This window comes from Thermogutta hypogea (genome assembly GCF_055386265.1).
Map to the genome: position 1 here is coordinate 2,938,119 of NZ_AP042425.1, position 24,072 is coordinate 2,962,190.

Below are 24,072 nucleotides of genomic sequence, written 5' to 3' on the forward strand. Positions count from 1 at the left end.
CACGCCGCCCATCTTGCATGAGAGCCGCTCTCCCGACCGACGGCCGTCGGGCTCAGGGATCGACTTGGAATCGCACGGCGAAGTCCCTCCCCGGCGCAATACTCCAAACGTGCTCCGGCCCGCCGTCGCTCGGGACCGGTGCTTGCGATCCACCGCCCTGCAACGTCTCGGCCCGCCACTTCCGTTGCGGGAGAATCAGGCGCAGCGGCTGCTCCAAAGTGCCTTGCGAACGAATCTCGATGCGGTCTCGGCTCGCATTGATTTGCAGCAGGATATTGTGGTAGCGAACGCGGTCGATCGTCAATTCCGGCCAATCGTCGGGGAGCCGCGGGTTCATCGCAAAACCGTCGCCGCGAGGCTGGAAGCCGAGAAAACCGTACAGCATGATCTGGGGCACGAGGACGCTTTCGAAGAATTCGCGATCCAAGCCCAAGCCGCCCGCCGTTCCCCCGCCTTGCAGCGTTCCGTCGCGCGTCCCGTCGTAATAGGCACGGTATCCGCCGGCCGTCTGAACCTCTTGGAACCAGCGCAGGATCTCCCGGAGCCGCTTCCAAGCGTTGTTCGGTCCCAGCACGCTCAGCCTAGCGGAAAGGTCGTGATACGAGAATCCCAGCACCGCGCCGCCGTCCTGGACCTGTCCGCCGAAAGGGATCGATTCCGGGTTGCTCCAAGCCCAAAAGTACCAGTCGATATTGCGCAGCGTGGTGGCGCGCGGGGCGAAACGCCAGTGGTAGATGTCGTCCCCCTGGGAGGTGTCGCCCTCCACGGTCCGCTTGCCGTCGATCCACGACAGGACGGCCTCGGCGTGTTCGGGAGTTGCGAAGCCGTAGTGCACCGCCTCGAGGTTGAGAAAGGTGAAGCCGTAGTCGTGCGTCTTTCCTTCGGCGTCGACGCAGGCGACGAATCGTTCCGTGGTCGGGTTCCAAAACAGGGTGTTGCCCGTCTCTTTCACTTCCGCCGCGTGCCGTTCCAGCTCGTCGGGCGAAAAGGCGAGGAAGCCGCGGGGGATGTTCCACTCGGGATGGGCCAGGATTTCACGCTCCAACTCGGCCATCGTCCGCACGGCGTCGTAGTACTGCACGGTGGCGTAGCAATCCTTTCCGCCGAACGGCAGCAGGTCCCAATAGTTGTTGCCGATGCCGCGCCCCGTGAGGATTTCCTTGCCGTCGGCGGTGCGTCGTATCCCGGAACGACCGTCGTGCCCGACCCAATCCGTTACCACGACCTTGGCCTCCAAGGTGTGATGGTCCTGCATGATGTAGCGGAGCGCGGTTCGCATCCGCTGGATATTCGCCCTCAAGAAGGTGAGGTCTCCGGTCCAGAAAAAGTATTTCGCGCAGCCCCGGATGAAGTTTTGCCCGTTGATGTTGTGTCGGGTATCGTACTGCGAAAAGAAGGCCTGAAGGACGATCTTGCCCGGTCGGGTGTTGCCCAGGCCGATGCGTAGCCGGCGCACCTCTCCCGACCAAGCCGGGTGGCGATACATGGGAATCATGGCGTATTCGACGGCGGCGCCTGCGGGAGGGTCGAAGTACATCCTCCGCTCGGAATCCTCCGTTTCGTCGCCGGGCGCGGTCCACGCGATGTACGGCCGCGTTTTTCCCAACCCCTCCGTACGCCAACGAAGTTGCAGGAAAGGAACCTCGAAGGCGTCGCAGAGCCGAGCGGGCGCTGCGATCACGGCGTCGGGCTCCTGCACCACGATCGTCCAACCGTCCTCGCCCAGACCGCCGTCCGCGGCCCCTCGCAACTCCCAGCCGTCGGTCGTACTCAGGTTATTGGGGCGCCATCCGGCGCCGACCGTGTTTTTGAAGGAGAAGTGCCAACCGCAACCCCGCCGTCCTTGATTCCAGAAGGGAAAAGGCCAGCCCAACTGGTGGGCGATGCTGGCGTGCTGATGGGTGGCGACGTAACCCTCGGGGTCGAGTATCCGGCGGGATAGGGCCTCGCTCCAACGGAGCCGCATTTGCTCCGCCGCGTCGTTCGTATCGACGGCCGGCCACAGGGCCGCATCCGGCAGCCATTCGTCCCACAACGTCGCCTTCGGCCCCGCGCCCGGGTAATGCAACCAAAAGAGGTCGCGCAGGGTGACCATCTCTTGCTCGGCACCGGGAACGACAAAGCGGGGAAAATCGGCCGGCGGTTCGGCGCCGTCAGCGCCCGCCGCCGCGCAAAGCAGCAGCAACAGTCCATACGGGTTCGTCATGCGGAAAGCTCCAACTACGGCAGGCGGACTGAAGGCGTGGGCATGTAAGCGCGGTGTGCCTAGGAGGGCGGGGTTCGGGCCGCGCGTGCGACTTGCGGCTCATTATGCCATGTCCCCGGACAACGTGCCAGACTGCGATCTTCGAGAACGCACGGGCACCGCTTGCGATGGTCTAGCGAATAGGGACGCGGTGATCGGTTCGCCGGCGATCCGTCTTTGAGAAGCGATTCCCGCCGCGCACCCGCACGCGACCCGGATAGTCCCCGACCATCGGTTGGCATGCCGTGCCGGAGGCTTCCGGACGACCTTGAGATCGCTTCGGAATCGGAGACAATACGAGTCAGGGCGACCGCGCCGAATTCGGGCATGTCCCAGCGCGTGAGATGTGTCCGATGTCCCGGCGGCGGCAGTCCTTGGCAGCAACGGCGGCACGCGTTGAGGGACGGCCATATCGATGCCCGGCAAACGACGGCGTTTCACCAACTTGATTCGCATCTTCGACGGCGTGGAGCAGCCGGTCTTCCTGGTGGATGCCGCGTGGCGGATTCGCTACTGCAATCAGGCCTTGTTGACGTGGTTGGGATGTTCGGAAGAGGCGATTTTGGACCGGCGCTGCGCATTTCACAGCGGGGCCGTCGATCCCGGCGATGCCTTGGCGGCGGGGCTGTGCCCGCCTCCCGGAGCCATGGAACGCCCGCGAACGCCGGGCGAGATCGCGTGCTTGACCGGAGAGGGCCGGGTCCGACGCAGAGCCGTGCAATTCCTCCGGTTGGACGCGCAGGGCGAGCCTCGCGCCCTCCTGGCCGTCGCCGAGGGGCAGGATCTTTCCGAGACATCATCCGCCGGCGGCAGGGCGGCCGACCGGGCGCCCGATTCCGCGATGCCCGCCGATCGGGACGAGCGGAACGCGCAACGGCTTCATCAGCTCTTGCAGGACTTTCGGGCGGAACGCGCATCGCGGGGAATGCCCGCCCTGCTGTTGGGAAATAGCGCCGCGGCGGCGCGGCTGCGATCGCAATTTCGGGCGGCCGCCGGTACGGACGAGAACGTTCTTTTCCTCGGGCCGGCAGCCGGCGGAAAGCGTCTCTTGGCCGCGGCGTTATTCGACGCCTGGCGGAATTCGCCGGACCAGACGCTGATCCCCATCCCCTGCCCGGACTTGGATCCCGACGTCCTGGAGGGCGTGATTCAAGCCTTCCAAGCGGCAAGCGACAAAAAGTCCCGCCCCGATATGCTGCTGCTGGAGGACGTCGATCGGCTGCCGAGCGACGCTCAAGTGGTTTTGCGGAGATGGACGGCCTCGGCATCGCTCCGCCTGCGCATCGTCGCCACCTCGCGCGAACCGTTGCTGCAGGCGGCCGAGAAAGGCCTCTTCGCCGCGGATCTGGCCGCCTGCATCAGCATCTTGATCGTGGAAGTGCCGGAGATCCGCTCCCGGCGCGACGATCTTCCCCTCTTGGCCCAATCCGTGCTGGAGGAGTGTAATGCCGAGGAAACCAAGCAGGTCATGGGCTTCTCGCAGGACGCCCTCGATTTGCTGAGCGTCTACGCTTGGCCGGGCAATTTCCACGAATTGTGCGACGTCGTACGCCTGGCGCACGGAAAGGCCGCCGCCCCGCTGATCGGCGTGGCGGACTTGCCGCGGTCGTTCCTTTCGGCCGTTCGATCCCAGCTCGAAGCGACTGCGCGGCCGGCCGCGATCTCCTTGCCGCAATTCCTGGCGGATGTGGAGAAGGAACTGCTGCAACGGGCCTTGCGCCGCGCCCGCGGCAACAAGACGCTCGCCGCGAAAATGCTGGGGGTGTCGCGGCCCAGACTCTATCGGCGGCTCGTGCAATTGGGGTTGGAAGAACGCCCCGGCAACGATTCAGAGGGCGAGAGCCTCGAGCTCTGAAGGCGACCGTTACCGCCCGCATCCCCCTCGGCAGATTCGCTATGGCCGGAAAAATAGGCCGAGGCCGGCGCATCCCGCGGCGGAAAGCTAGACTTGTCATGGGAGCGCACCTCCCGAGTCGCGCCGCGGTCAGAAAGGCCTTGCCGGCGAAGGGGGGCCTCTTGCTTTCTCTCCAACGTCGCGGCAAGGGCAAGCCGCCGCGGCGCTTGTCAGCCGTGCTGTGCCGCCGGGCGCGCAGCGCCTTGGAGCTTGAGATCGGTTCGCAAAGGCGGGAAACGTGTCCACGCTAACGGAAGAACTGAACGAGACCTTGAATCGTCTGGCGGGGATGGCCGGGCGCCTGTACTCCCTGCCCGGCGTGGCCATGAAAGTCCTCGAACTGGCCGATTCGCCGGACGCCGATTCCACGACCCTCAAGGCGTGCATCGAGAAGGACCCGGCCCTGACGGCCAAGATTCTCCGCGTGGTCAACAGCTCCTTGTATTCGCCCGGCCGACCCATCGGCGACTTGGGCCAGGCCCTGGCCATGCTCGGATCCAAGCCGCTCAAACTGCTGGTCCTCGGCTTCAGCCTGCCGCCCGACATGTTTCAGGGCCTGGAATCCAAGACTTTGGCCATGTACTGGCGGCACACGCTCACCAAGGCCGTCGCCGCCCGCGCATTGATGGAGAACCTATTTCGTCGGTCGGGCGACGAAGCGTTCCTTGCCGGTTTGCTGCAAGACTTGGGCATGCTGGTGCTGATCCAGACGTTAGGGCCGCCTTACCAACGCTTGCTGGAAAAGATTCGCGAATGCGGTGAGGACGTTTACTATCGGGAGCGGGAATCGCTGGGGTTCGATCATACGGCGCTGACGGCCAGATTGCTCCTGCATTGGCAGATGCCGGACACGTTGATCGAGGCGGTGGCCGTCCGTTGCGGCGACGACCAAGCCGAAGGCCGGGAATCCACCTTTCGGCGAGTCCTGTCCGCGGCCGAGACCCTGGCGCGCGTGCTGGCCGACGACCGCCCCGAGTTGTGGCCCCAAGCCGTCGCGGACCTGAGGGCGTTGGGCGGCCGGTCGAAACAGGACCCCGAGGCCCTATTGCGGGAAATCCAGGAAAAGGTCCGGCAGTTGGCGGAGATCTTCTCCGTGCGCCTGCCGCCGGAGCGATCGGTGGATTCGCTACTGGCGGCCGCTCAGGCCAAGATGGCGGAAACGGTGGAGGCCATGCTCCGCGAAGGCGATCCGGCGGCTGAAAAACACTCGTGGAATCCGCCTGCCCCCGGCCTGAATGATGCCTTGCGGCGCTACGTGCAAGGTATCCCGATCGAATCGCACGCGAGGGAGTTCGGCGGGCCGGGGAACCTTGCGTCCGCACCCGGCGGGGCGGAAAATCGTACCCCATCCCCCGCCCTGCCGCTCGCACGCCCGGAACCGCGCGTCGCGGCATCGGAACCGACGGCGGCACGCCGGAGCACGCCGATTACCTCCGCTTGGGACGATGCGAGCCTCGATCCCGGCCTGATGGGGCACCTACGCGCGGCCGTGGCGATCTGCCGCCGCGATCGTGTCGGCCTGAGCCTGCTGTTGGCCGAATTCGTCGACGGGCCGTCGCTGATGATGACGCTCGGGCTGGAGAGACTCGCCGTGCTCCGCCGGGTGCTGGAGGCGGCCTGCCGCCGCTGGGAACACCCGGGGAGCGTGTGCCTGCCTTACCACGATTTCGGTTGCGCCTGGATCTTGCCCGACTGCGATCGCGAGACCGCGGTTGGATACGGCTATCAACTGATGCGGGTCATCAGCCGCCTACCGGCCGAGGATTGGCGGACCGCGAAGGCGCTGACCTTGCAGATCGGGGTGGCCTTCGTCGCGACGCCCGCCCCCAACTTTCCACCCGAGGACTTGTACTCGGCGGCCGCTCGCTGCCTGGCGGCGTCCGCCGCTTCCGGCGGCGGCGTCGTCAAGAGCATCGAGATTTACTGACGGCCGCGGCGCCGGCGCCCCTCAACGCCGGTCCGCGTCTTCGCTTCCCGCCGCATCGTCCTCCTCCGCCTGGATGGAGATCGCGTACCATTCCACCCTCGCTCCCGGCTCGGCGGCCGTACACTCGATGCGCAAACTCACCGCTCGGCCGCGAAGCGATGTCAGGGGAGCGGTGATCGCCTCGGGCGTTTCCTTGTTGCCGCGGCCGGGCAATGGTGCCTCCGCGAGCAGGTCGCCGTCCGCCTCCAACCGCACGCGAACGCGCGGAGACGGCGGAACCGTACGCGCCCGCACCTGAAGCTCCGCGGCGTCGGCGGGAATCATCAGGCGGCGAGAGAGAACCAACGGCTGATCGGAAAGGGTCGTAACCCAACCGAATCTCGGACGGCGTGCGTCTTCCAAGTCGGCATACGTTTCGAGCGTCCAGCCGGGATTCTCGCGGTCGCCGCCGACCTGCCAGCCGTTCCAGGCCGCGATCGCCGAAGCCCACCGCCGCTGCAATTCCCGTTGCATCCACGTCCGGTCGAGAAGCAACAGCGGTTCGCCCCAATCGACGCAGTCGCGAACGTTCCAAGCGTCGGCTGCGGGCGGGCGTTCTTGCTCGGCGTCCTCGGTGAAAAGAACGAGCCGCGAGCCGGCTTCATCGCCCAAGTCCAGGCGGCCGGTGGCCCCCACCGTTCGCGAACCGATCAAGAGATCGCTTCGGAACAGCGCCCGCTGCGAGTCGCCGGCCCAGGCGACGCCGACGCGGACGGAACCGCCGTCACCCGCGGTGCGATCGAGGCCGAACCACGATTGGAATGCAACCGGCACGGGCGGGAGCGGAAAAGCGATTCGGGCAGGAGCGGTCAACGACACTCCCCAACCGAACAGTCGGTCGCCCACGGCAAGCGGTCCGCCCGCCAAATTGCGATCCATGCTCGGTCCCCAATATCCGCCCAGCTTCGGTTGCTCCTCGTATTCCTCGATCGGCAGATGCGTCAAGGGAACGCGGTAGGGCGAGAAGAATCGCCACGCGCGAATCGAACGGTAGGGAATCCACAGCGGTTGCACCGACCACGCAGGAACGACTACGTGGAACCACTGCTCCGGCTGTTCCCCCGGCTGGATCGCCGCGAAAAAGCGGCGGGAGGTCGTGACGGACATGCCCTCGGCAAGCTCCAACCGCATCAGGACGTCGTCACCGTCCGGCGCGACGACCGCCCATTGCGCGGGAAAGACATCCCAGATATCGGCTCGCGGTAGGTGTATCTCGGCCACGGCCTGCAAATCGAGCCGCACCACACCCTGATCGGTCAAGAGGCGGATGCCCTCGGCGTCCCACTGCAATGCACGGAAGGGAATCCGCCGGCCGTCATCAGCGAACACGGTCCCGGGTTGATAGGGGACGTCGAGCGGGCGAAGGATCACGCGTTGCAACCACGTTGTCGTGACGAGAAGGCCGGGCGAGGTCGCGGCGGTGGGAGAGCCGACGGCGGTCTGCGGCAACACTTCGAGACAAGTCGGGACGGAACGCCCCGCAACGACGCCGGCGGGCACGACCCGCAGCACGCGCCCCGGCAGCCGATCGCCGCCGAGGAACTCGATTCCCGGCCCCGCCGCGGTCGCCGCGGCATCCTGCCGCTGCCGTACCCAGAGGACGGGGTTGGCGGGGTCGAAGAACGCTTTGCCGCCGAGTTGGGGCGAACCGCCGCCGGGTCCCCAGCCGCTTATTTCTTCGCCGCCGACGGTCGTACCGTCTTCGAACACCGCAACGTATCGCGCGTCGGGGAGGCTGGGGCGCAGAAAGAACTTGGCCAAGCGGAGGGCGTCGGCGCTCCCGCGGTTATCCATCCCGGCTCGGCGGTAGAGCGACAGCAGGTAATCGCGGGTGCCGGAGGAAAAGGCCTCCGCGTTGCGGACGCCGCGATAGCGCAGCTCGTCCGCCGTCAAATTGAGGACCAATAGGTTGGCGGCATCCCAGGGTACGGCGGCTCCCTTGGCCGCGTATTCGCTCGGTTTGACGGCGGGATTCATCACGCTCTCGCCCTCCGAGAGATCGAAGGCTCCCAGCCAGTGGGCGAATTCGTGCAGCAGCAGCCACCATTGCTCTTGCGGCGTCAAGCCCGCATGAACGTCCGGGATCAAAATATGGGACGCCAGGGGAGTCCGGGGCGCGTGCTGCATGGCCGCCGAAAAGGGAGATTGCAGCCGACTGCTGAAACCGACGATCACGCGGGCCGAATCGGAAGAGGTTTTCTCACGGAAGTCGGCCTCCCGGGCCTCGCGCGCAACCGATTCGTCGCCCGGCGAATCCCACGTTCCGACGGTCGTTACTTGCAACCCCACGCCGCAGGTCGCCGTGAGAACCTCGGAAACGGCCGCCAGCTGAGCGCGCAACCGCGGCTCCCAAACCGATTGCCGGGCAGGTTGGGCATCGTCCGCATAAATCGCCACCGGGATGATGACTTGCCGCGGCGGCTCCGCCAAGATCGCCGGAGCCAGCCACAGCGGCGGCTGCGCGCGTGCCGTCAACGCATTCTCCACCCGGAGTGTTCCCTCCTCGCAACGCAGGGTGTGGATCTCCCAGGGACGCAAGGTAACCTCGGCCGTCGTCGTACCGACCGTTACTCGCGCCGACAACGCCTGAGGCAGGAACAGGGCCGCCGTGGCTTTGGGGGCGACCCGCTGCGTCCGGGCGGAACCCCAAATCGGCTCCGTGGTGACGACGGCCCCACCGTCGCACGCGTTCACCAGCACCGCGACGGCGGCACCGGCGGGGGCGACGGAGAAGATCGCCGACCCCGGCCCGGCAAGGATCCACGCGACGACGACGAGCCGTATTCTTGCCTGATTCCTGAGAGACATGCCGGGCATGGGAAGATGGGAATATGGGGCACCACGGTTCCACTGATAGAACGCCGACCCACGCCGCAGGCTTGCAATCCGGCGAGGGCGACCGCAACCCGCACGCCGCCCCCAAGGGACGCACGATGTGCGAGCCGGACGGTTTCGGCGACGGTGTCTTCCACCGCCATCGGCCATGGGCGACGGCCGGCATGCTCCATTATAACTCCACGGAACGGCTCGGACGCGAAGACACGGCGGAGCATGCCGCCGTCGGGCGCGCTTGCCTCGCAGGGTACGATTTGGCGATGATCGGGCGGAGAGGATCGGTCGCGACGGAGCGCGGTCCTCCATCGCGCCGGAAGTCGGCCATAGCGCCGCAAGTGATTCCCATGGTGCCGTGCATGATTCCCGCATTGCGTCACGGGATTCCATGTACGGCACACGCTCCATCGCGCGGTGCGTACTCCCTGCCGCCGCTCCCGAAAGGAACGGCCTCCGTCGCATCCCGACGCGCCGCGCAATCTTTCCTGAATCTCAATCCATGATCGCGAGGGCGCCGGTTGAGAAAGCGCCGCGCCGCCATTAAATTGTCAATTGATCGTTGTTCATTCTTTCGGGAGCGACTATTCGCTCGCGCGAACTCCATTTTGCGGCCGGGAGGGGAGTGTGCCGTTATCTGGCGGAAGGACGCGAACCACGAAGCGCATCAGGTTGGCGGTCTTGATCTCCGGCGGAGGCACGACGCTGAAGAACCTGATCGAAAAGATCGCGGCCGGCGAACTGCCTGCCGAGATCGTCAAGGTCATTGCAAGCACGGATAAGGCGGGCGGCTTGGACCACGCTCGCAATGCCGGATTGGCGTGGGAAATCGTCGACTGGAAACAGCTTTCCGTCGACGACGCAAGTCGTCGAGTCTTCGAGACGTGCCGTACCTTGCGCGTGCAACTGGTGGTTTTGGCGGGCTTTTTGAAGCCGCTGGTCATCCCGCCGGACTACGAAAACCGTGTGGTCAATATTCACCCGGCCCTGATTCCCGCCTTTTGCGGAAAAGGTTTCTACGGGCGGAAAGTACACGAGGCGGTCCTGGCCTACGGCGCCAAACTCAGCGGCTGTACCGTCCATTTCGCGGACAACGAGTACGACCACGGCCCGATCATTCTCCAGGAGGTCGTGCCGGTCTTGGACGATGACACGCCGGAAACGCTGGCAAGCCGCGTGTTTCAGGCGGAGTGTCGCGCTTACCCGGAGGCCCTCCGCTGGATCGCCGAGAACCGTGTCCGCGTGGAGGGGCAACGGGTACGGGTTCTTCCGCCGCCCTCCGACGGAGTCGAGGAAGTCTAGGGAGATCGCCCGCCGCGCATCGGCTCGGATTCTCCGAGAAATCCGGTGTCTGCCCACCGTACTCGCAATCGGCATGTGCGGCGCGAAAACCGGAGTTCGTTTACAAGAAGAAAGTGGACTCGCATGCCTCTGGATCCCACGCAACACCCCGACTGGGAGATCGCCCTCGACGCCGAATCTCGGATGAAAACCTGCCTGCAACTCGGTGAAGAGTTGGGTTTGCTGCGGGATGAAGTGCTTCCGCACGGTCACTACGTCGCCAAGGTGGACTATTTGGCGGTGATGAATCGCTTGCGGGACGCCCCCGACGGCAAAATGATCGAGGTTACCGGCATCACGCCGACGCCGCTGGGCGAGGGCAAGTCCACCACCACCATCGGCTTGCTGCAAGGCATCGGTAAACGAAAACGTCGCGTTACCGCCTGCATTCGGCAACCTTCCGGCGGCCCGACCATGAATATCAAGGGTTCGGCGGCGGGAGGCGGACTATCCCAGGTCATTCCGTTGGCGGACTTCTCCTTGGGGCTGACCGGCGACGTCAACGCCGTGATGAACGCCCACAACCTCGCCATGACCGCCTTGACCGCCCGGCTTCAGCACGAGCGGAACTACGATGATGAGCGGCTCGCGAAGAGCAATCTGAGACGCCTGGACATCGACCCGACGCGGGTGGAACTGGGTTGGGTGATCGACTTCTGCGCCCAATCGCTGCGGAACATCGTCATCGGGATGGGCGGCCGCATGGACGGCTACATGATGCAGAGCCGCTTCCAAATCGCCAGCTCCTCGGAAGTCATGGCCATCCTCGCCGTTTCCCAAAGCCTGCAAGACCTCCGCCGGCGTCTTGGTGACATCATCGTGGCCTACGACAAGAAGGATCGGCCGATCACTTGCGAGGACCTCGAAGTGGCCGGCGCGATGACCGCCTGGTTGCGATCGGCGATCAATCCCAACCTCATTCAATCCATCGAGGGGCAGCCCTGCTTCGTGCACGCCGGCCCGTTCGCCAACATCGCCATCGGCCAGTCCTCGGTCATCGGCGATCAAGTCTGCTTGAAACTGGCCGATTACCACATCACCGAAAGCGGCTTCGGAGCCGACATCGGCTTCGAAAAGTTCTGGAACGTGAAGTGCCGCTACCTCGGCAAGACGCCCCATGTTTCGGTGATTACGACCACGATTCGCGGGCTGAAGCACCACGGGACGGCGGCGGGAGCGCCTCCCTGTCCGCCGGGCAGGCCGATCCCCAAAGCCTATTTCCAAGAGAACCTGGCCTGGCTGGAGGCGGGGGCCGCCAACCTCTTGCACCACATCCGCACGGTGAAAAAGTCGGGCATGCACCCGGTCGTGGCCATCAACGTCTTCCCCACGGATACCGCCGCCGAAATCCGATTGCTCAAACGGATCGCGGAGGGGGCCGGCGCCCGCGTCGCCGTCTCCAATCATTGGCGCTACGGCGGCGACGGCGCGCTGGAGCTGGCCGACGCCGTCCTCGACGCCTGCGAGGAACCGGTTCACTTCCAGTACCTGTACGAAATGGAGATGCCCTTGAGCGAGCGGATCGAACGGATCGCCCGCGAGGTGTACGGCGCCGACGGCGTGGAGTACACGCGCGAGGCCGAGGCCAAACTCCGCCAATTCGAGGGCAACGAGAAATACCGCGACTTCGCCACGATGATGGTCAAGACCCACCTCAGCCTGACGCACGATCCCACGGTCAAAGGCGCCCCCAAGGGCTGGACCCTGCCCATCCGCGACATCCTCGTTTACAACGGGGCCCGATTCCTTTGCCCCATGGCGGGAGAAATCTCGTTGATGCCGGGAACGGGTTCCGATCCCGCCTTCCGCAGGATCGACGTGGATGTGCAAACCGGCCTGGTCAAGGGGCTGTTTTGATCGTGACGCCGCCAGGGTCGATCGCCGCGAAGGCTTCGTCCCGCGGCGATCCGGCTTCAAAACGCGAGGTCGGCCAGCTCGGGAAAGTCCGAGACGCGCAGCATTTCCGAAAAGCGCAAGCCGAGTTGGTAGAAGCCCGGGCCGATCGGGCTGAGATGAACGGCCTTGGCCAAAATGTAATGCGTTTCCGCCTCGAAACGAACCCCCACGATCACCTGATCCCCCCCCCGAGGCTCCGAGAGAATGACCGACAGCCCGGTCGTGCTCCAGTCCTTCGTGAATCCGGAGAACATCTTCTCGAGCTGCGGCCGGTGATCGCGATACGGTATCAAAAGCACGACCGTGTTGATTCGCACTCGGGTTTCGTTCCGTTTGCCGGGATCGAATTCCGTGAGAGATTCCGCATGATTATTGAGATACTTGAGCAGGAAACTCTGGACTTGATTGAGGCGTTTGCGGGCCGAAAATACCACGGCATCTTCTCCGTTGACCATTCAGCGCAAGAAAACCCGAAAGCGTTCCGCATCGCAATGCTCGCCCCGGGGCCGCGCGAGGTTTATCGGACCAAGGGGCCGAAGGGAACGGGATACGACGGCGAAGCCCTTTCCGCTCTTTGCAAATGTAGGTTGCAGCAGAGCCGACGGATTAGCGGTGGAAAAAAACGTCGAAGCGATCTGCTCCCAAAGAAGTGGGCCCCCGCAAAGTCGTAATAACCCCTTCAATACGATCCCAGCCCCTCATTTAGGTGCATCAAAGACGTTCGCTGCCGATCGTCGTACACTTTTAATAAGGGTTCGCTTGCAATACTCCGTGGGGGAATTTTCACCGCAAAACGGACCGTCTCGCCGCGCCGGAGTTGCAAGATCGGGCCCGGGGGACTAGTTTCAATGGTTTGGCGAACTCGAATTCTCGAACTTTGACGCGGCGCCGGCGTTGGGTCGCGTAGGAGCAATTGTCCTCGCGGGTTGCAGCGGATGACGGTAGCTTGGCACGAGAAATCGGCATGAACGAATCGTTTGTCGATGAGACGGGTCAAACCGTCTCTTTGAAGGATCCTTGGACGGCGGCGTTTTTGGCCTGGCTGCTGCCGGGTCTCGGCCACTGGTATCAAGGACGCCGTGAAAAAGCGGTCCTGTTTTTTGCGTGCATTTTGGGAACGTTTCTTTACGGGTGCTATTTGGGGGGAAGCTCGCAACTGGGCTACGCCCGGGTGGTGTACTATTCCTTCCGCCCCGGCGACACTCGGCTGTACTATTTGTGCCAGGTCGGAGTAGGTCTACCGGCACTGCCCGCCCTTGTGCAGGCGATGCGGGTGCGGCAAGGGAAGCCGGCCTTATGGAACAACTTCATGGCCCCCCCGCGATTGGGTAGCGATGATCGGGATCCTCCGACGCTGGACCGCCTGAATTACGAATTGCACAGTTACTTCGACCTGGGCAGCCTTTTTACGGCCGTGGCAGGTCTGCTTAATATCTTGGTGATATTCGACGCCTGGGGCGGCCCGGTCTTTCCGGAACCGAAACGGCCGGCCGATCCGGGCAGTCGGAACCGGTCCCCAGGGAGCGCCGAGGACGAATCCCGGTCGGCGTGACGCCGCGAAGCCCGCACCGGCCTGGGTTGTGTCACGAGTCGCACACGACGGCCGGATCATTTCTCGGCAGAAGGTACGCCCGAGTTCACGACGTTCCAGCGATTGCATTTGCCATGCACATCAATTACTTGTGGTATTTCGTGCCCCTCTTGGCGACCGTCAGTCTGGTCTACGCCGCAACGCGGCAAGAGCGGATGCGGCCGATTCTGACGCACGCTTTGCACACCGCCGCTTGGATCCTAGGCTTCATGGCGGCCATTGCCGTGATCCTGCAAATTCTCGATGCCTTCTCATGAAGCGCCGCCGGGTCCTGCGGAGATCACCGGCCGACGAGGGATCAGGCGGCCCGCCGCGCCGACGCAGTTCGCGCCGGCAAAGCGGCACGGAGTCGGCCGAAGGGGGGAAGTAGGAGCCGTTTCATGCGGATTTTGGTCTTGGGCGGAGGGGCGATCGGGGCGTCGGTCGCCGAGGTCTTGTGTCCCAAACACCGGGTCACCATCGTGGAGCGCGACCCCGACGTCGTGCGATTGATCGATGACAATCCCGCCATCGACGCCCGCATCATTCAAGGCTCGGCCTCGCAGTCGTCCGCGCTATTCCAGGCGGGTGCTTTGGACTCCGATCTGTGCCTGGCCGTCACCAACGACGACGAGGTGAATTTGGTAGCCGCCTCCGTCGCCAAGGCCATGGGTTCCCGGCGATCCATCGCGCGGGTATATCAACCGATCTTCCTAGACACCAGCACCTTCGATTATCGGCGTCACTTCCACATCGATCGATTGGTCAACCTGGAGTTCCTCGCGGCGCTGGACCTGGCGCGAGCGGTCCGCTTGCCCGGCGCGCTGGCCGTCGAAAACTTCGCCGTGCGAGATTTGGAGCTGCAAGAGATCGAGATCAAGAACGCCACCGCCGCCCTGCACGTGCCCCTGCGGCAATTGAAGCTGGGCAAGGGCGTGCGCGTGGCGGCCATCGTGCGCGGTGACGAGGTCTTCATCGCCGGAGCCGAGGATACGATTGAAGTCGGCGATCGCGTGACGTTGCTCGGCAAACGGGAGGAGATCGACGCCGCGAAGGACCAGTTCGAAATCGAACCGCCCCAACGCATGGGGGTCGTCATCGCCGGAGGCGGCGAAACGGGCTACCATTTGGCCCGGCTCCTGGAAGGCAAACGCTTCGCCGTCTTGCTGATGGAATCCAATCGCGAACGGGCGGAGTTTCTCGCCGCCCACCTCGATCGCACGACGGTCGTCTGCCGCGACATCCGCAATCGGGCGGACTTGGAAGAGGAAGGCGTGCCCAGCGCCGATTTCTTCATAGCCTGCACGGGCGACGATGAGAATAATATCATAGCGTGTGTCGAGGCCAAGGAGCTGGGCGTCAAGAAGGTGGCCGCGGTCGTGGGGCGGACCGACTATCTCCACATCCTCGCCAAGCTGGGAATCGACTATGTGACGACGCCCCGGCAGGTGGTGATTCGCGAGGTCGAGGCCCACCTCAACACGGGCGCCGTCATTTCCCGCAAGCCGCTGGTGCCCGATTCCCGTTTGCTCGTGGTGGAATTGGAGGTCCCGGAAGACGCCCCCGTCACGCAACATGTCCTGGCGACGGTCGGGTTGCCGCATCATTGCCTGATCGCCGCCAGAATTCGCGGAGAATCGGTGACGCTGCCGGGCGCCGACGATCGCATCAAACCCGGCGACAACGTCATCGCCCTGGTCCACGCCGACGTTCTCGACGAACTGGTCCGCTTGTTTTCGCCGAGCGAATGAAGTCCCCGGCGGATCGCAGGGCGGGCGCATCGTTCTCCATCCCGACCTTGGTTCTCGTTTTCTCGCGCCTTGCGCGGCGGATCATCGCTCGGAAGACGCTTTGACGGCTGGAAGGATTCGTGGATACGTCCTCGCCGGCCCGGGGCCGGAGAAAGTCGATATGGCGGAATTGCAACGGGTGTACTTGGACAACGCGGCCACCAGTTGGCCGAAACCGGAATCGGTCTATCGGGCCGTCGATGATTATCAACGGCGGTTGGGCTGTTCGCCCGGCCGCGGCGTGTATCGCAATGCGTCCGACGCCGACCGGGTGGTGGCCGACGCGCGGCATCGCGTCGCCCGCTTTTGGGACGCCGAGGACCCGCTCCACGTGATCTTCGCCTTCAACGGCTCCGATGCGCTGAATTTGGCGATTCGGGGCACGCTTCGGCCGGGCGATCATGCCGTGACCACGGCCGCCGATCACAATTCCGTCCTCCGACCCCTACGATTCCTGGAGGAGACGCAAGGCGTTCATGTGACGCGCGTCCCCTGCGATGCGGCCGGCCGAGTCGATATCGACGCCTTCGTTCAAGCCGTCCACCCCAAGACGCGTTTGGTTGCCGTAAACCACGCCTCGAACGTGACGGGCACCCTCCAGGACGTACCCCGGCTCGTCGAGATCGTGCGACGTCGCGCGCCCGATGCCCTGATCCTCATCGACGCGGCGCAGTCGCTGGGGCACCTCCCCCTCTCCGTCCGCGAATGGGGCGTCGATCTGGCCGCGGCTCCCGGCCACAAGGGTCTGCTGGGACCGATGGGGACGGGCGTGCTCTATATCCGTCCCGGCGTGGAGGAAAGACTCTCACCCTTGCGGCTGGGCGGTACCGGCTCGCAAAGCGACGAGGATCGGCAGCCCGCCATGTTGCCGGACAAATACGAACCGGGCAACCACAACGCCTCCGGCCTGGCCGGCCTATCCGCCGGGCTGGCGTGGTTGGAAAGCCGGACCCCGGCCGCCCTGCGGCGCCACGAGCTGACGCTGATCGAGAACCTCTTGGAGGGTTTGCGCGGCGTTCCGGGCCTGACGTTGTACGGTCCCGAAGACCCCGCGGAGCGCGTCGGCGTGGTCAGCTTCCGCTTAAACGGCTTCGAGCCGCACGAGCTGGCCGCCCTCTTGGATGTCCGTTTCGGCATCCAGGTTCGTTCCGGCATCCACTGCGCGCCGCGGATGCACGCAGCGATCGGTACCCTGGAGCGTGGGGGCACGGTGCGGATCAGCACGGGGCCTTTCACCACGACGGAGGAAATCGAATACGCCGTGGCGGCACTGCGGGAATTGAGCCGCGCCGCCTGATGCAGCCTCCGACGACGACCGTCGAATCGGATCGGCCCGTCGAGCGCGGCGCCTTCCCGCGCATCGGACGCGGGCGGCCGGGCAATCACCGCCGCGGGGTCAGAAATCTTGCACCGCGCGGAGTCGGCCGTCCTCCAATGCCACCAACCGACGGCAAACTCGCCGCAAGAGCGGGCGATCGTGGGAGACGATCAATTTGGCTTGCGGCAGCCGGGTCAAAACGGATACCACACGTTCCGCGGCAGTTTCATCCAGCCCGGAGGTCGGCTCGTCCAGCAGCAAGGCGGCCGGCTCCATCGCCAGCACGGCGGCCAAGGCGACCAGCCGCTTTTCCCCGCCGGAAAGCCGGTAAGTGACGCGGTCCTCGTAGCCCCGCAGGCCGAGCTCCTCCAGCGTGCGAGTTACCAACTCCGCAACCTCGCGGCGGGATCGCCCTTGGTTGAGCGGACCAAAGGCGACGTCCTCGGCCACGGTGGGGCAGAAAAGTTGATCGTCGGAATCTTGAAACAGCAGTCCGACGCGGCCCAGAATCTCGTCGAAGTCCTTGGGACGCCGGGCCTTGCCGAGCACTTCCAAACAACCGGAACGCGGAGCCAACAACCCGCCGAGCAGGTGCAACAACGTCGTCTTGCCGCTGCCGTTGGCGCCGATCAATCCCACCGCTTCACCGGCGTGGATTTCCAAGGAGACGCCGCGCAAGACGTCGCGATCGGGGGAATAGCCGAAAACGACGTCGCGGAGCCGGATCACCGGCGTATCGGCTTGTCCCGGCTCGGGCAAGCCCCGGCCGTGATCTTGGGAGGACGGTCCTGGGGTTGCGGCATGCTTCATGTCCGGGATCTCACGACATCCATTCCAAAACGGCACACGTTGCGAACAAAGCCGCTGCGCCCAGCAGGAAGACACCGTCCCGGGCCGAAAAATGAAAGTGCCGCCACACATGGAATTGCCCGCGAAAACCCCGGCAACGCATGGCCGCCATGATGCGTTCGCTCCGCGCCATGCTGCGCACGAGCAGCATACCGACCATATTTCCATAGGCGCGAAACGTGCGGCGGTCCCATCGCGGCCGAAACCCCCGGATCAGCATGGCGGTGTGAAGTCGCCGGTATTCATCGTGCATGACGTGCAGATAGCGGACCGTGAAAAGCAGCAGGTGGACCAGCTTCCGCGGTACGCGGAGGTGGATCAAGGCGTGGCCCAGGGTGGGAATCTCCATCGTGCCCACCAGACCGGACATCCACAGCACGATGGCATTCGATTTCAGGGCGATTTCCGCGACCACATCCAGTGCGGTGATATCGAACCGTGCCGCCCCATGGCCCGAGCCGAGGCCGGCGGTCCATGGCACCAACACGGCCGAGGCGATCACCACCACGTTGACGGGGATCAGCCGAGTCAGCAGCGTCTTCGCGGAAAGCCCGACCGAAGCTGCGACGACCAGAGCCGCCGCCGGCATCAAGAGCCATACCGTGGGCTTCGTGCTCAATACGATTACGATCGCCGCCGTCAGCAGGGCCGCGATCCGCAGCCGGGGATCGAAACGATCGATCCAGGTCCGCGTAACCGTCGGAACATCGGGCCACCGCGCCACGCGATTCATGAAGCAGCTCCCCTCGCGCGATCGGCTGCCGGCGGAAGGTTCTTCGCGTCGCCGCGGCTCGCACGACGGCGGGCCGACAGGTAGAAGGCGATGCCGGTCAAACCCAAAATATAGCCGATGCCTCCCAAGACGTCGCGCCATTCCGCCCTGTTGCGCGAGGTCTGGATGTCCTCGCGGAGACGTATCACCTCGTCCCGGAGCCGCTCGATCGCCGCCGGAAGCGGCGACGGCTCGCCGATGGATTCGCCCGTTGCGGCCGGCCCGGTCTCGGCCGCAAGGGCCGGTCCGCTTCGCGGGTCCCGACGCCCGGAACCGTTCGGCGGAACGTCGTCGCCCGGCGCGGCGCGGTTGGGCGTTTCGGACGCGGCGTTTCCCGTCTCGGCGGTCATCGTCCCTAACTCGTACTCCGTGGCATGGCCGTCCTCCAGTATTCCCACCAATCGCATCTTCCCCGAGAAGCCGGGCTGAAAACGAAACCGTCCCTCTTCGTCGCAGGTCAGTTCATGCCTTTTGGCGCCGTCGGCGTCGTACACCTCGACTTTCGCCCCCGCGGCCCCGCTGCCGCCGCGGAAATAGACCTTGCCCTCCACCTGATCGCCTCTTTGAGTCGCAAAGATGTACAGCGAATGGGCGTATGCCGTGGAATTGCACAGCATGGCGCACGCGAAGAAGAATGCCGCCGCCCGGGCGGCACAAACCCGACGCAACACACAGCGGCGAGATTGGTTCATCATTTCGTTCCTACCGGAGACCTCGCAGGGGACCGCCGATGCCGCAGCGAGTTTCACCGCCGAAGGCCGGTCACGATGCGGCGGCGGGACGCAGAGCCTCGGGACGGACTTGATGCAAGAAGGCGACGGCCGCGGCGGTCACCAGACCTTCACCGAACGCCAAGCCGCCGTCCGTGATCCACACCAGGACCGAAAGGCCCTGGAGATTGCGTCCCACGGCGAAAATGCACAAGCCGGTCAAGGCGGCGGACAGCACGATGCTGACAAATCCCGCCCCAAACCCCGACCACCACACGGCGGCCGGCCGTGCCGACCGCACGCCGCCGAAGAGCCGATAAACGACTACGGCGGGCAAGGCCATGTTGACGGTATTGATTCCCAGCGTGGTGATTCCCCCTTCGCCGAAAAACAGCCATTGGAGGAGGAGGGCGATCATGATTGCCGGAAAGGCCGCCGCTCCGAGAAGCAGGCCCATCAAACCGTTCAAAACCAAATGAACGGCGACGGGTCCCAAGGGGATCTGCACCGCGGAAACGGCAAAGAAGACCGCCGACATCACCCCGACCAAGGGAATCCGCTCGTAGTCCAGTCGCCGCAACGACCAGCCGACTCCCGCCGCCGCGCCGAGCCAACCGGCAGCCATGATGCCCAATCCCGTGGGCGAAACCGACAAGACCACGTCATTCAAGTGCATGGCGATCGCAACGTGTCACTTCATGTCCACCGTTCGGACCCAGATCAAGTCGCCCAACTCCACTTCGGCAGGCGCTCCCTCGGGGTCGGGCCGTCGTTCCCTGCCCTCCACCAGAGCGGCGAATCCCCACCAACCGGCGCGCGGCATGGCGTAACAAAACACACCGGCGGCGTCGGCCTTGATGACTTGGGTGACATAGGCGTCGTTGGGCGGCGCGACACGGCCGCCTTCGTTCCAATACTCGACTTCCACCGTGGCGAAGGGCACCGGCTCACCTTCCCGCAAGACAATGCCCCGGAATACGTTGCCCGTCCATAAACCGTAGGGGCGTGTCAGCGGCTGGATTTCGACGGGCAGCCCGACCGCTCGCTCCCAGCCGCCTTCATTGCCCAGAAAGTTGGCGACCACCTTGGTGTAGTGGATGATCCACTTCCTCTCGGCCGGTTCCCAATAGGGAGCGGGTAAAACGGTGAAAACATGATCGCCCGGTTCCTCGAATCGGTAGCGGACCGAATAGGTCGAAGCCTTGCCCACGCGACGCTCTTGCAGACTCGCCGACAGATCCGCCTTGGACTCGCCGGCGAACACGGCGCACGCGAGCGGTCGGGCCATCGGCATGATCGGGCCCTGTTCCATGGGATGCGTGAATTGCATTTCGAGCACGACCTCGGGCGGGTCGCCCGGCCCGACCACGTCACGCGACGGCAAGAGGACCAAAAAATGGGCCGATGCCCAGCGGTCGCAAAACAATGCCAACACAAGCCACAAGATCGGATGGAAGGCGCGGGCGATTCGACGCGGCATAGGACGAACCCAGAGGCAAACCGGAACCTGCGACGGCGGTCTCAGGCGGCGGGAAGCGGCATATTACGTTTGCCGTCATTATAATACCGCACATCTCCTGCGTCCATGCGGCGAAGTCCCGGTCCAAGCTCAGCGACATAAAATCCGGCTGTTTGAACGCTCGCCGCGCCGTGCTCCGACTACGTTCTCTTGGTAACGTCATCATCGCAGGCGAAGCACCGCCCTTCTCCGAGGAATGGGCAAAGGCCGGCGACAAGACGGTCGCGGACGGCTTCGCGAATTGCCGCGATCACCGGGTCTCGACCGCAGCTCGCCGAGATGTCCGGAGCTTGCCGACATGTCCGGATGCGAGGAATGCGTCCAACACGTGCCAAATCGCACGCGAGGGTGCAGCAAGCGCCGGCGGAGGCTGCGATGGGTCGCGCGCTCTCATATCTCTTGCGGCGGTCGGCTCGACCCCACCGCCAAGCACACCCCATTTCGGCGTATAATACAACGTTTGGTCGATTTGCGTGAAGAAGGAACGTCAAGGGGGCATCTGGAACTACGCAAGAAGGGTGGTAAATTCGGTGGTGAGGCGATGGCCGCCGCCACGGCGCAACCGGGACAAGACCTCCCGCCCAGCTTTCGCACGGTTTTGATGTCGAAGAGGACGCAATGAGTTCGGTGACACGTGACAAGGCGCAGCTCGATCCGGTGGATCCCGACGCACAGGCGGCGAAGCCCGGAACCAACGGCTTCTCGCCGATCGCCGTGGATTCCGATCCCGCCGAGACGCAGGAGTGGCTGGAAGCGTTCGAATACGTGCTTCAGCGGGAGGGCGGCGATCGCGCGATCTACCTGCTCGAACGGCTGAAGGACAAGGCGTTTCGGTCCGGCGTACCGTTTGCCTCCGCCGCCACCACGCAATATGTGAATACGATCCCGCCGGAGAAAGAGCCGCCGTATCCCGGCGATCGCGCCTTGGAACGGCGCATCAAAAGCCTGATTCGCTGGAACGCCCTGGCCATGGTGGTGCGGGCGAACCGAGAGAGTTCGGGAATCGGCGGACACATCTCCACGTTCGCCTCGGCCGCCACGTTGTACGAGGTCGGTTTCAATCACTTTTTTCGCGGAAAACAGGGCACGGAATCGCCGGACTTCGTGTACATCCAGGGCCATGCGTCGCCGGGGATTTACGCCCGAGCCTTCCTCGAAGGACGGATCGACGAACAACACCTGGAGAATTTCCGCCGGGAATTGGCACCGGGCGGCGGCCTGTCGTCCTATCCTCACCCCTGGCTGATGCCGGACTTTTGGGAATTTCCCACCGTTTCGATGGGTCTGGGGCCGATCATGGCGATTTACCAGGCCCGCTTCAACCAATACTTGGCGGATCGCGGCATTCGTCCCCAAGCCCGCGACTCCAAAGTCTGGTGCTTCGTCGGCGACGGCGAATGCGACGAACCGGAGACGCTGGGCGCCATCACGTTGGCCGGCCGCGAGAAGCTCGATAATCTGATTTTCGTAATCAACTGCAATCTGCAACGGCTGGACGGCCCGGTCCGCGGCAACGGCAAGATCATCCAGGAATTGGAAGGTGCGTTCCGCGGCGCCGGCTGGAACGTGATCAAGGTCATCTGGGGAACGGACTGGGATCCGCTCTTCGCCCGCGACACGGAGGGCTTGTTGGCCCGCCGCATGATGGAGGTCGTGGACGGCCAGTACCAAAAATACACGGTGATGCCGGGAAGCTACATCCGCAAGCACTTCTTCGGCGTGGACCCGCGGCTGGAGGCCCTGGTCGCCGATTTGACCGACGAGCAGATTCGCCGGCTGAAGCGCGGCGGACACGACCCGCTCAAGGTTTATGCGGCCTACAAGGCGGCGGTGGAGCATCGAGGCTCGCCGACCGTCATCTTGGCCAAGACGATCAAGGGCTACGGATTGGGCGAGGCCGGCGAAGGCCGGAACATCACGCACCAACAGAAAAAGCTCAACGAGGACGAGCTGCGCGAGTTCCGCCGTCGCTTCGATATTCCCATTCCCGAAGAGCGCGTCGCGGACGCCCCCTTCTATCGCCCGCCCGACGACAGCCCCGAGATTCGCTATCTCCGCGAACGCCGGCAGGCGTTGGGCGGCCCCGTCCCGCAACGGCGGCACCCCATGACCAAGCTCAAACCGCCGAAATGGGAGGACTTTTCCGAGTTCTTCTCGGGCAGCGAGGGCCGCGAGGTCTCGACCACCATGGCCTTCGTGAGACTCTTGGTCCGGCTGATGCGCGATAAGAACATCGGACGGTACGTGGTCCCCATCGTGCCCGACGAAAGCCGCACCTTCGGCATGGAGGCCCTCTTCCGGCAGTTCGGCATCTACTCCCACGTCGGTCAGCTCTACGAGCCGGTCGACTCCGACACGGTGCTGTATTATCACGAGGCCAAGGATGGCCAGATCTTGGAGGAGGGAATCACCGAGGCCGGTTCGATGTCGTCGTTCATCGCCGCGGGCACGGCGCATTCCACCCACGGCGTGAACATGATCCCCTTCTTCATCTACTACTCGATGTTCGGCTTGCAGCGCATCGGGGACCTGATTTGGGCGGCGGGCGACATGCGTTGCCGCGGCTTCCTGATGGGCGGCACGGCGGGTCGCACGACTCTGGCGGGCGAAGGCCTGCAACACCAGGACGGCAACAGCCACCTCTTCGCCCTGGCGTATCCCACTCTCCAAGCCTACGATCCCTGCTTCGCCTACGAGATGTCCGTAATCGTCTTGGACGGCATCCGGCGTATGTACTACGAAGAAGAAGACATTTTCTATTACATAACCTTGATGAATGAAAACTACGAGATGCCCATCCTTCCCATGGGATCCACCGAGGGCATCTGCCGCGGCATGTATCCGCTCTCGCTGCGGGATTTGGGCAAGGACAGGCCGTTCGTGGACCTGATGGGCAGTGGGGCCATCCTCCGCGAGGTCTTGCGGGCACAGGATATTCTGGATCAGAAATTCGCCGTCTCCAGCCGCGTCTATAGCGTGACCAGTTGGAAGGCCTTGCTGGAGAACGCCCGAGCCGCGGAACGCGCCAATCGCCTCCACCCGCTGGATCCGCCCAAGCCGGCCTACGTGCAAGAGGTGCTGAGCGACTGCCGTGGTCACGTCGTAGCCGCTTCCGACTATGTCTCGGCCGTGCCGCTCTCGTTGGCCAAGTGGATTCCCGGCCGCTACACGGTCTTGGGAACGGACGGATTCGGTCGCAGCGAGGCCCGACGCGAACTTCGGCGGTTCTTCGAGGTGGATGCCGAGCACATCGCCTTTGCCGCACTGTCGTCGCTCGCCGGCGAGGGGCGATTCCCCGTGGAGAAGCTGCCCGTGGTGCTGGAGGAGTTGGGATTGGACCCCGACACGCCGCCGCCCTGGACGCGGTAGCGGA

At 64.4% G+C, this 24,072-nt stretch carries 17 protein-coding genes; 9 read left to right on the forward strand and 8 right to left on the reverse strand.

Translation table 11 applies throughout. From position 1 onward, the window contains the following. Nucleotides 1-52 precede the first annotated feature (52 nt). The gene (locus ACZ5B4_RS10565; protein WP_464911191.1) at nucleotides 53-2,206 is read right to left on the reverse strand and encodes a glycosyl hydrolase family 65 domain-containing protein; all 2,154 of its coding nucleotides are present in this window, start codon (nucleotides 2,204-2,206) and stop codon (nucleotides 53-55) included. Between the two features lie 454 nt (nucleotides 2,207-2,660). On the opposite strand from ACZ5B4_RS10565, the gene ACZ5B4_RS10570 reads away from it, so the two are divergent. Together ACZ5B4_RS10570 and ACZ5B4_RS10575 are read left to right on the forward strand one after the other, a co-directional pair. Further along, nucleotides 2,661-4,100 carry an AAA-type ATPase lid domain-containing protein gene (locus ACZ5B4_RS10570; protein WP_464911192.1) on the forward strand — a complete coding sequence of 480 codons (1,440 nt, stop codon included), beginning with the start codon at nucleotides 2,661-2,663 and terminating at the stop codon, nucleotides 4,098-4,100. A gap of 277 nt (nucleotides 4,101-4,377) precedes the next feature. Next, nucleotides 4,378-6,066, forward strand: a complete 1,689-nt coding sequence (locus tag ACZ5B4_RS10575; RefSeq protein WP_464911193.1) for an HDOD domain-containing protein — start codon at nucleotides 4,378-4,380, stop codon at nucleotides 6,064-6,066. 21 nt (nucleotides 6,067-6,087) lie between these two features. Here the strand turns inward: ACZ5B4_RS10575 and ACZ5B4_RS10580 are convergent, their stop codons facing one another. Continuing rightward, nucleotides 6,088-8,913, reverse strand: a complete 2,826-nt coding sequence (locus ACZ5B4_RS10580) for an NPCBM/NEW2 domain-containing protein (RefSeq protein ID WP_464911194.1) — start codon at nucleotides 8,911-8,913, stop codon at nucleotides 6,088-6,090. Nucleotides 8,914-9,561: 648 nt separating this feature from the next. Here ACZ5B4_RS10580 and purN point away from each other — a divergent pair. Both purN and ACZ5B4_RS10590 read left to right on the forward strand, forming a co-directional pair. Beyond that, complete coding sequence (gene purN, locus ACZ5B4_RS10585; protein ID WP_464911195.1) at nucleotides 9,562-10,236, forward strand: phosphoribosylglycinamide formyltransferase; 675 nt, start codon at nucleotides 9,562-9,564, stop codon at nucleotides 10,234-10,236. Between the two features lie 123 nt (nucleotides 10,237-10,359). Further along, nucleotides 10,360-12,132 carry a formate--tetrahydrofolate ligase gene (locus ACZ5B4_RS10590; RefSeq protein ID WP_464911196.1) on the forward strand — a complete coding sequence of 591 codons (1,773 nt, stop codon included), beginning with the start codon at nucleotides 10,360-10,362 and terminating at the stop codon, nucleotides 12,130-12,132. A 56-nt stretch (nucleotides 12,133-12,188) separates the two neighbouring features. Here the strand turns inward: ACZ5B4_RS10590 and ACZ5B4_RS10595 are convergent, their stop codons facing one another. Continuing rightward, nucleotides 12,189-12,605 carry a PilZ domain-containing protein gene (locus ACZ5B4_RS10595; protein ID WP_464911197.1) on the reverse strand — a complete coding sequence of 139 codons (417 nt, stop codon included), beginning with the start codon at nucleotides 12,603-12,605 and terminating at the stop codon, nucleotides 12,189-12,191. A gap of 530 nt (nucleotides 12,606-13,135) precedes the next feature. Between ACZ5B4_RS10595 and ACZ5B4_RS10600 the strand changes: the two genes are divergently transcribed. The 4 genes from ACZ5B4_RS10600 (at nucleotide 13,136) to ACZ5B4_RS10615 (ending at nucleotide 16,828) form a co-directional block, all read left to right on the forward strand. Then, nucleotides 13,136-13,723, forward strand: coding sequence for a DUF6677 family protein (locus ACZ5B4_RS10600; protein WP_464911198.1), 588 nt, complete (start codon nucleotides 13,136-13,138; stop codon nucleotides 13,721-13,723). A gap of 113 nt (nucleotides 13,724-13,836) precedes the next feature. After that, complete coding sequence (locus tag ACZ5B4_RS10605; protein ID WP_464911199.1) at nucleotides 13,837-14,019, forward strand: hypothetical protein; 183 nt, start codon at nucleotides 13,837-13,839, stop codon at nucleotides 14,017-14,019. Between the two features lie 123 nt (nucleotides 14,020-14,142). Next, a complete protein-coding gene (gene trkA, locus ACZ5B4_RS10610; protein ID WP_464911200.1) occupies nucleotides 14,143-15,492 on the forward strand; it encodes a Trk system potassium transporter TrkA in 1,350 nt (449 codons plus the stop codon). A gap of 160 nt (nucleotides 15,493-15,652) precedes the next feature. Next, nucleotides 15,653-16,828, forward strand: coding sequence for an aminotransferase class V-fold PLP-dependent enzyme (locus tag ACZ5B4_RS10615; protein ID WP_464911201.1), 1,176 nt, complete (start codon nucleotides 15,653-15,655; stop codon nucleotides 16,826-16,828). Between the two features lie 99 nt (nucleotides 16,829-16,927). Here ACZ5B4_RS10615 and ACZ5B4_RS10620 read toward each other — a convergent pair whose 3' ends face one another. The 5 genes from ACZ5B4_RS10620 to ACZ5B4_RS10640 all read right to left on the reverse strand — a co-directional run bounded on the left by ACZ5B4_RS10620 (nucleotide 16,928) and on the right by ACZ5B4_RS10640 (nucleotide 20,660). After that, entirely contained in the window at nucleotides 16,928-17,659 is a 732-nt protein-coding gene (locus tag ACZ5B4_RS10620; RefSeq protein WP_464911202.1) for an energy-coupling factor ABC transporter ATP-binding protein, read from the reverse strand. A 10-nt stretch (nucleotides 17,660-17,669) separates the two neighbouring features. Then, nucleotides 17,670-18,431 (reverse strand): cobalt ECF transporter T component CbiQ, encoded by a 762-nt coding sequence (gene cbiQ / locus ACZ5B4_RS10625; RefSeq protein ID WP_464911203.1) that lies wholly within the window; start codon nucleotides 18,429-18,431, stop codon nucleotides 17,670-17,672. Continuing rightward, nucleotides 18,428-19,162, reverse strand: coding sequence for a hypothetical protein (locus ACZ5B4_RS10630; RefSeq protein ID WP_464911204.1), 735 nt, complete (start codon nucleotides 19,160-19,162; stop codon nucleotides 18,428-18,430). Before ACZ5B4_RS10630 ends, cbiQ begins: the two co-directional genes overlap by 4 nt. Nucleotides 19,163-19,232: 70 nt before the next feature. After that, nucleotides 19,233-19,856 (reverse strand): cobalt transporter CbiM, encoded by a 624-nt coding sequence (gene cbiM / locus ACZ5B4_RS10635; protein WP_464911205.1) that lies wholly within the window; start codon nucleotides 19,854-19,856, stop codon nucleotides 19,233-19,235. A gap of 15 nt (nucleotides 19,857-19,871) precedes the next feature. After that, nucleotides 19,872-20,660: a DUF4198 domain-containing protein gene (locus ACZ5B4_RS10640; RefSeq protein ID WP_464911206.1), complete on the reverse strand. Its 789-nt coding sequence runs from the start codon at nucleotides 20,658-20,660 to the stop codon at nucleotides 19,872-19,874. Between the two features lie 657 nt (nucleotides 20,661-21,317). On the opposite strand from ACZ5B4_RS10640, the gene aceE reads away from it, so the two are divergent. Then, a complete protein-coding gene (aceE, locus tag ACZ5B4_RS10645) occupies nucleotides 21,318-24,068 on the forward strand; it encodes a pyruvate dehydrogenase (acetyl-transferring), homodimeric type (protein WP_464911207.1) in 2,751 nt (916 codons plus the stop codon). Nucleotides 24,069-24,072: the final 4 nt, after the last annotated feature.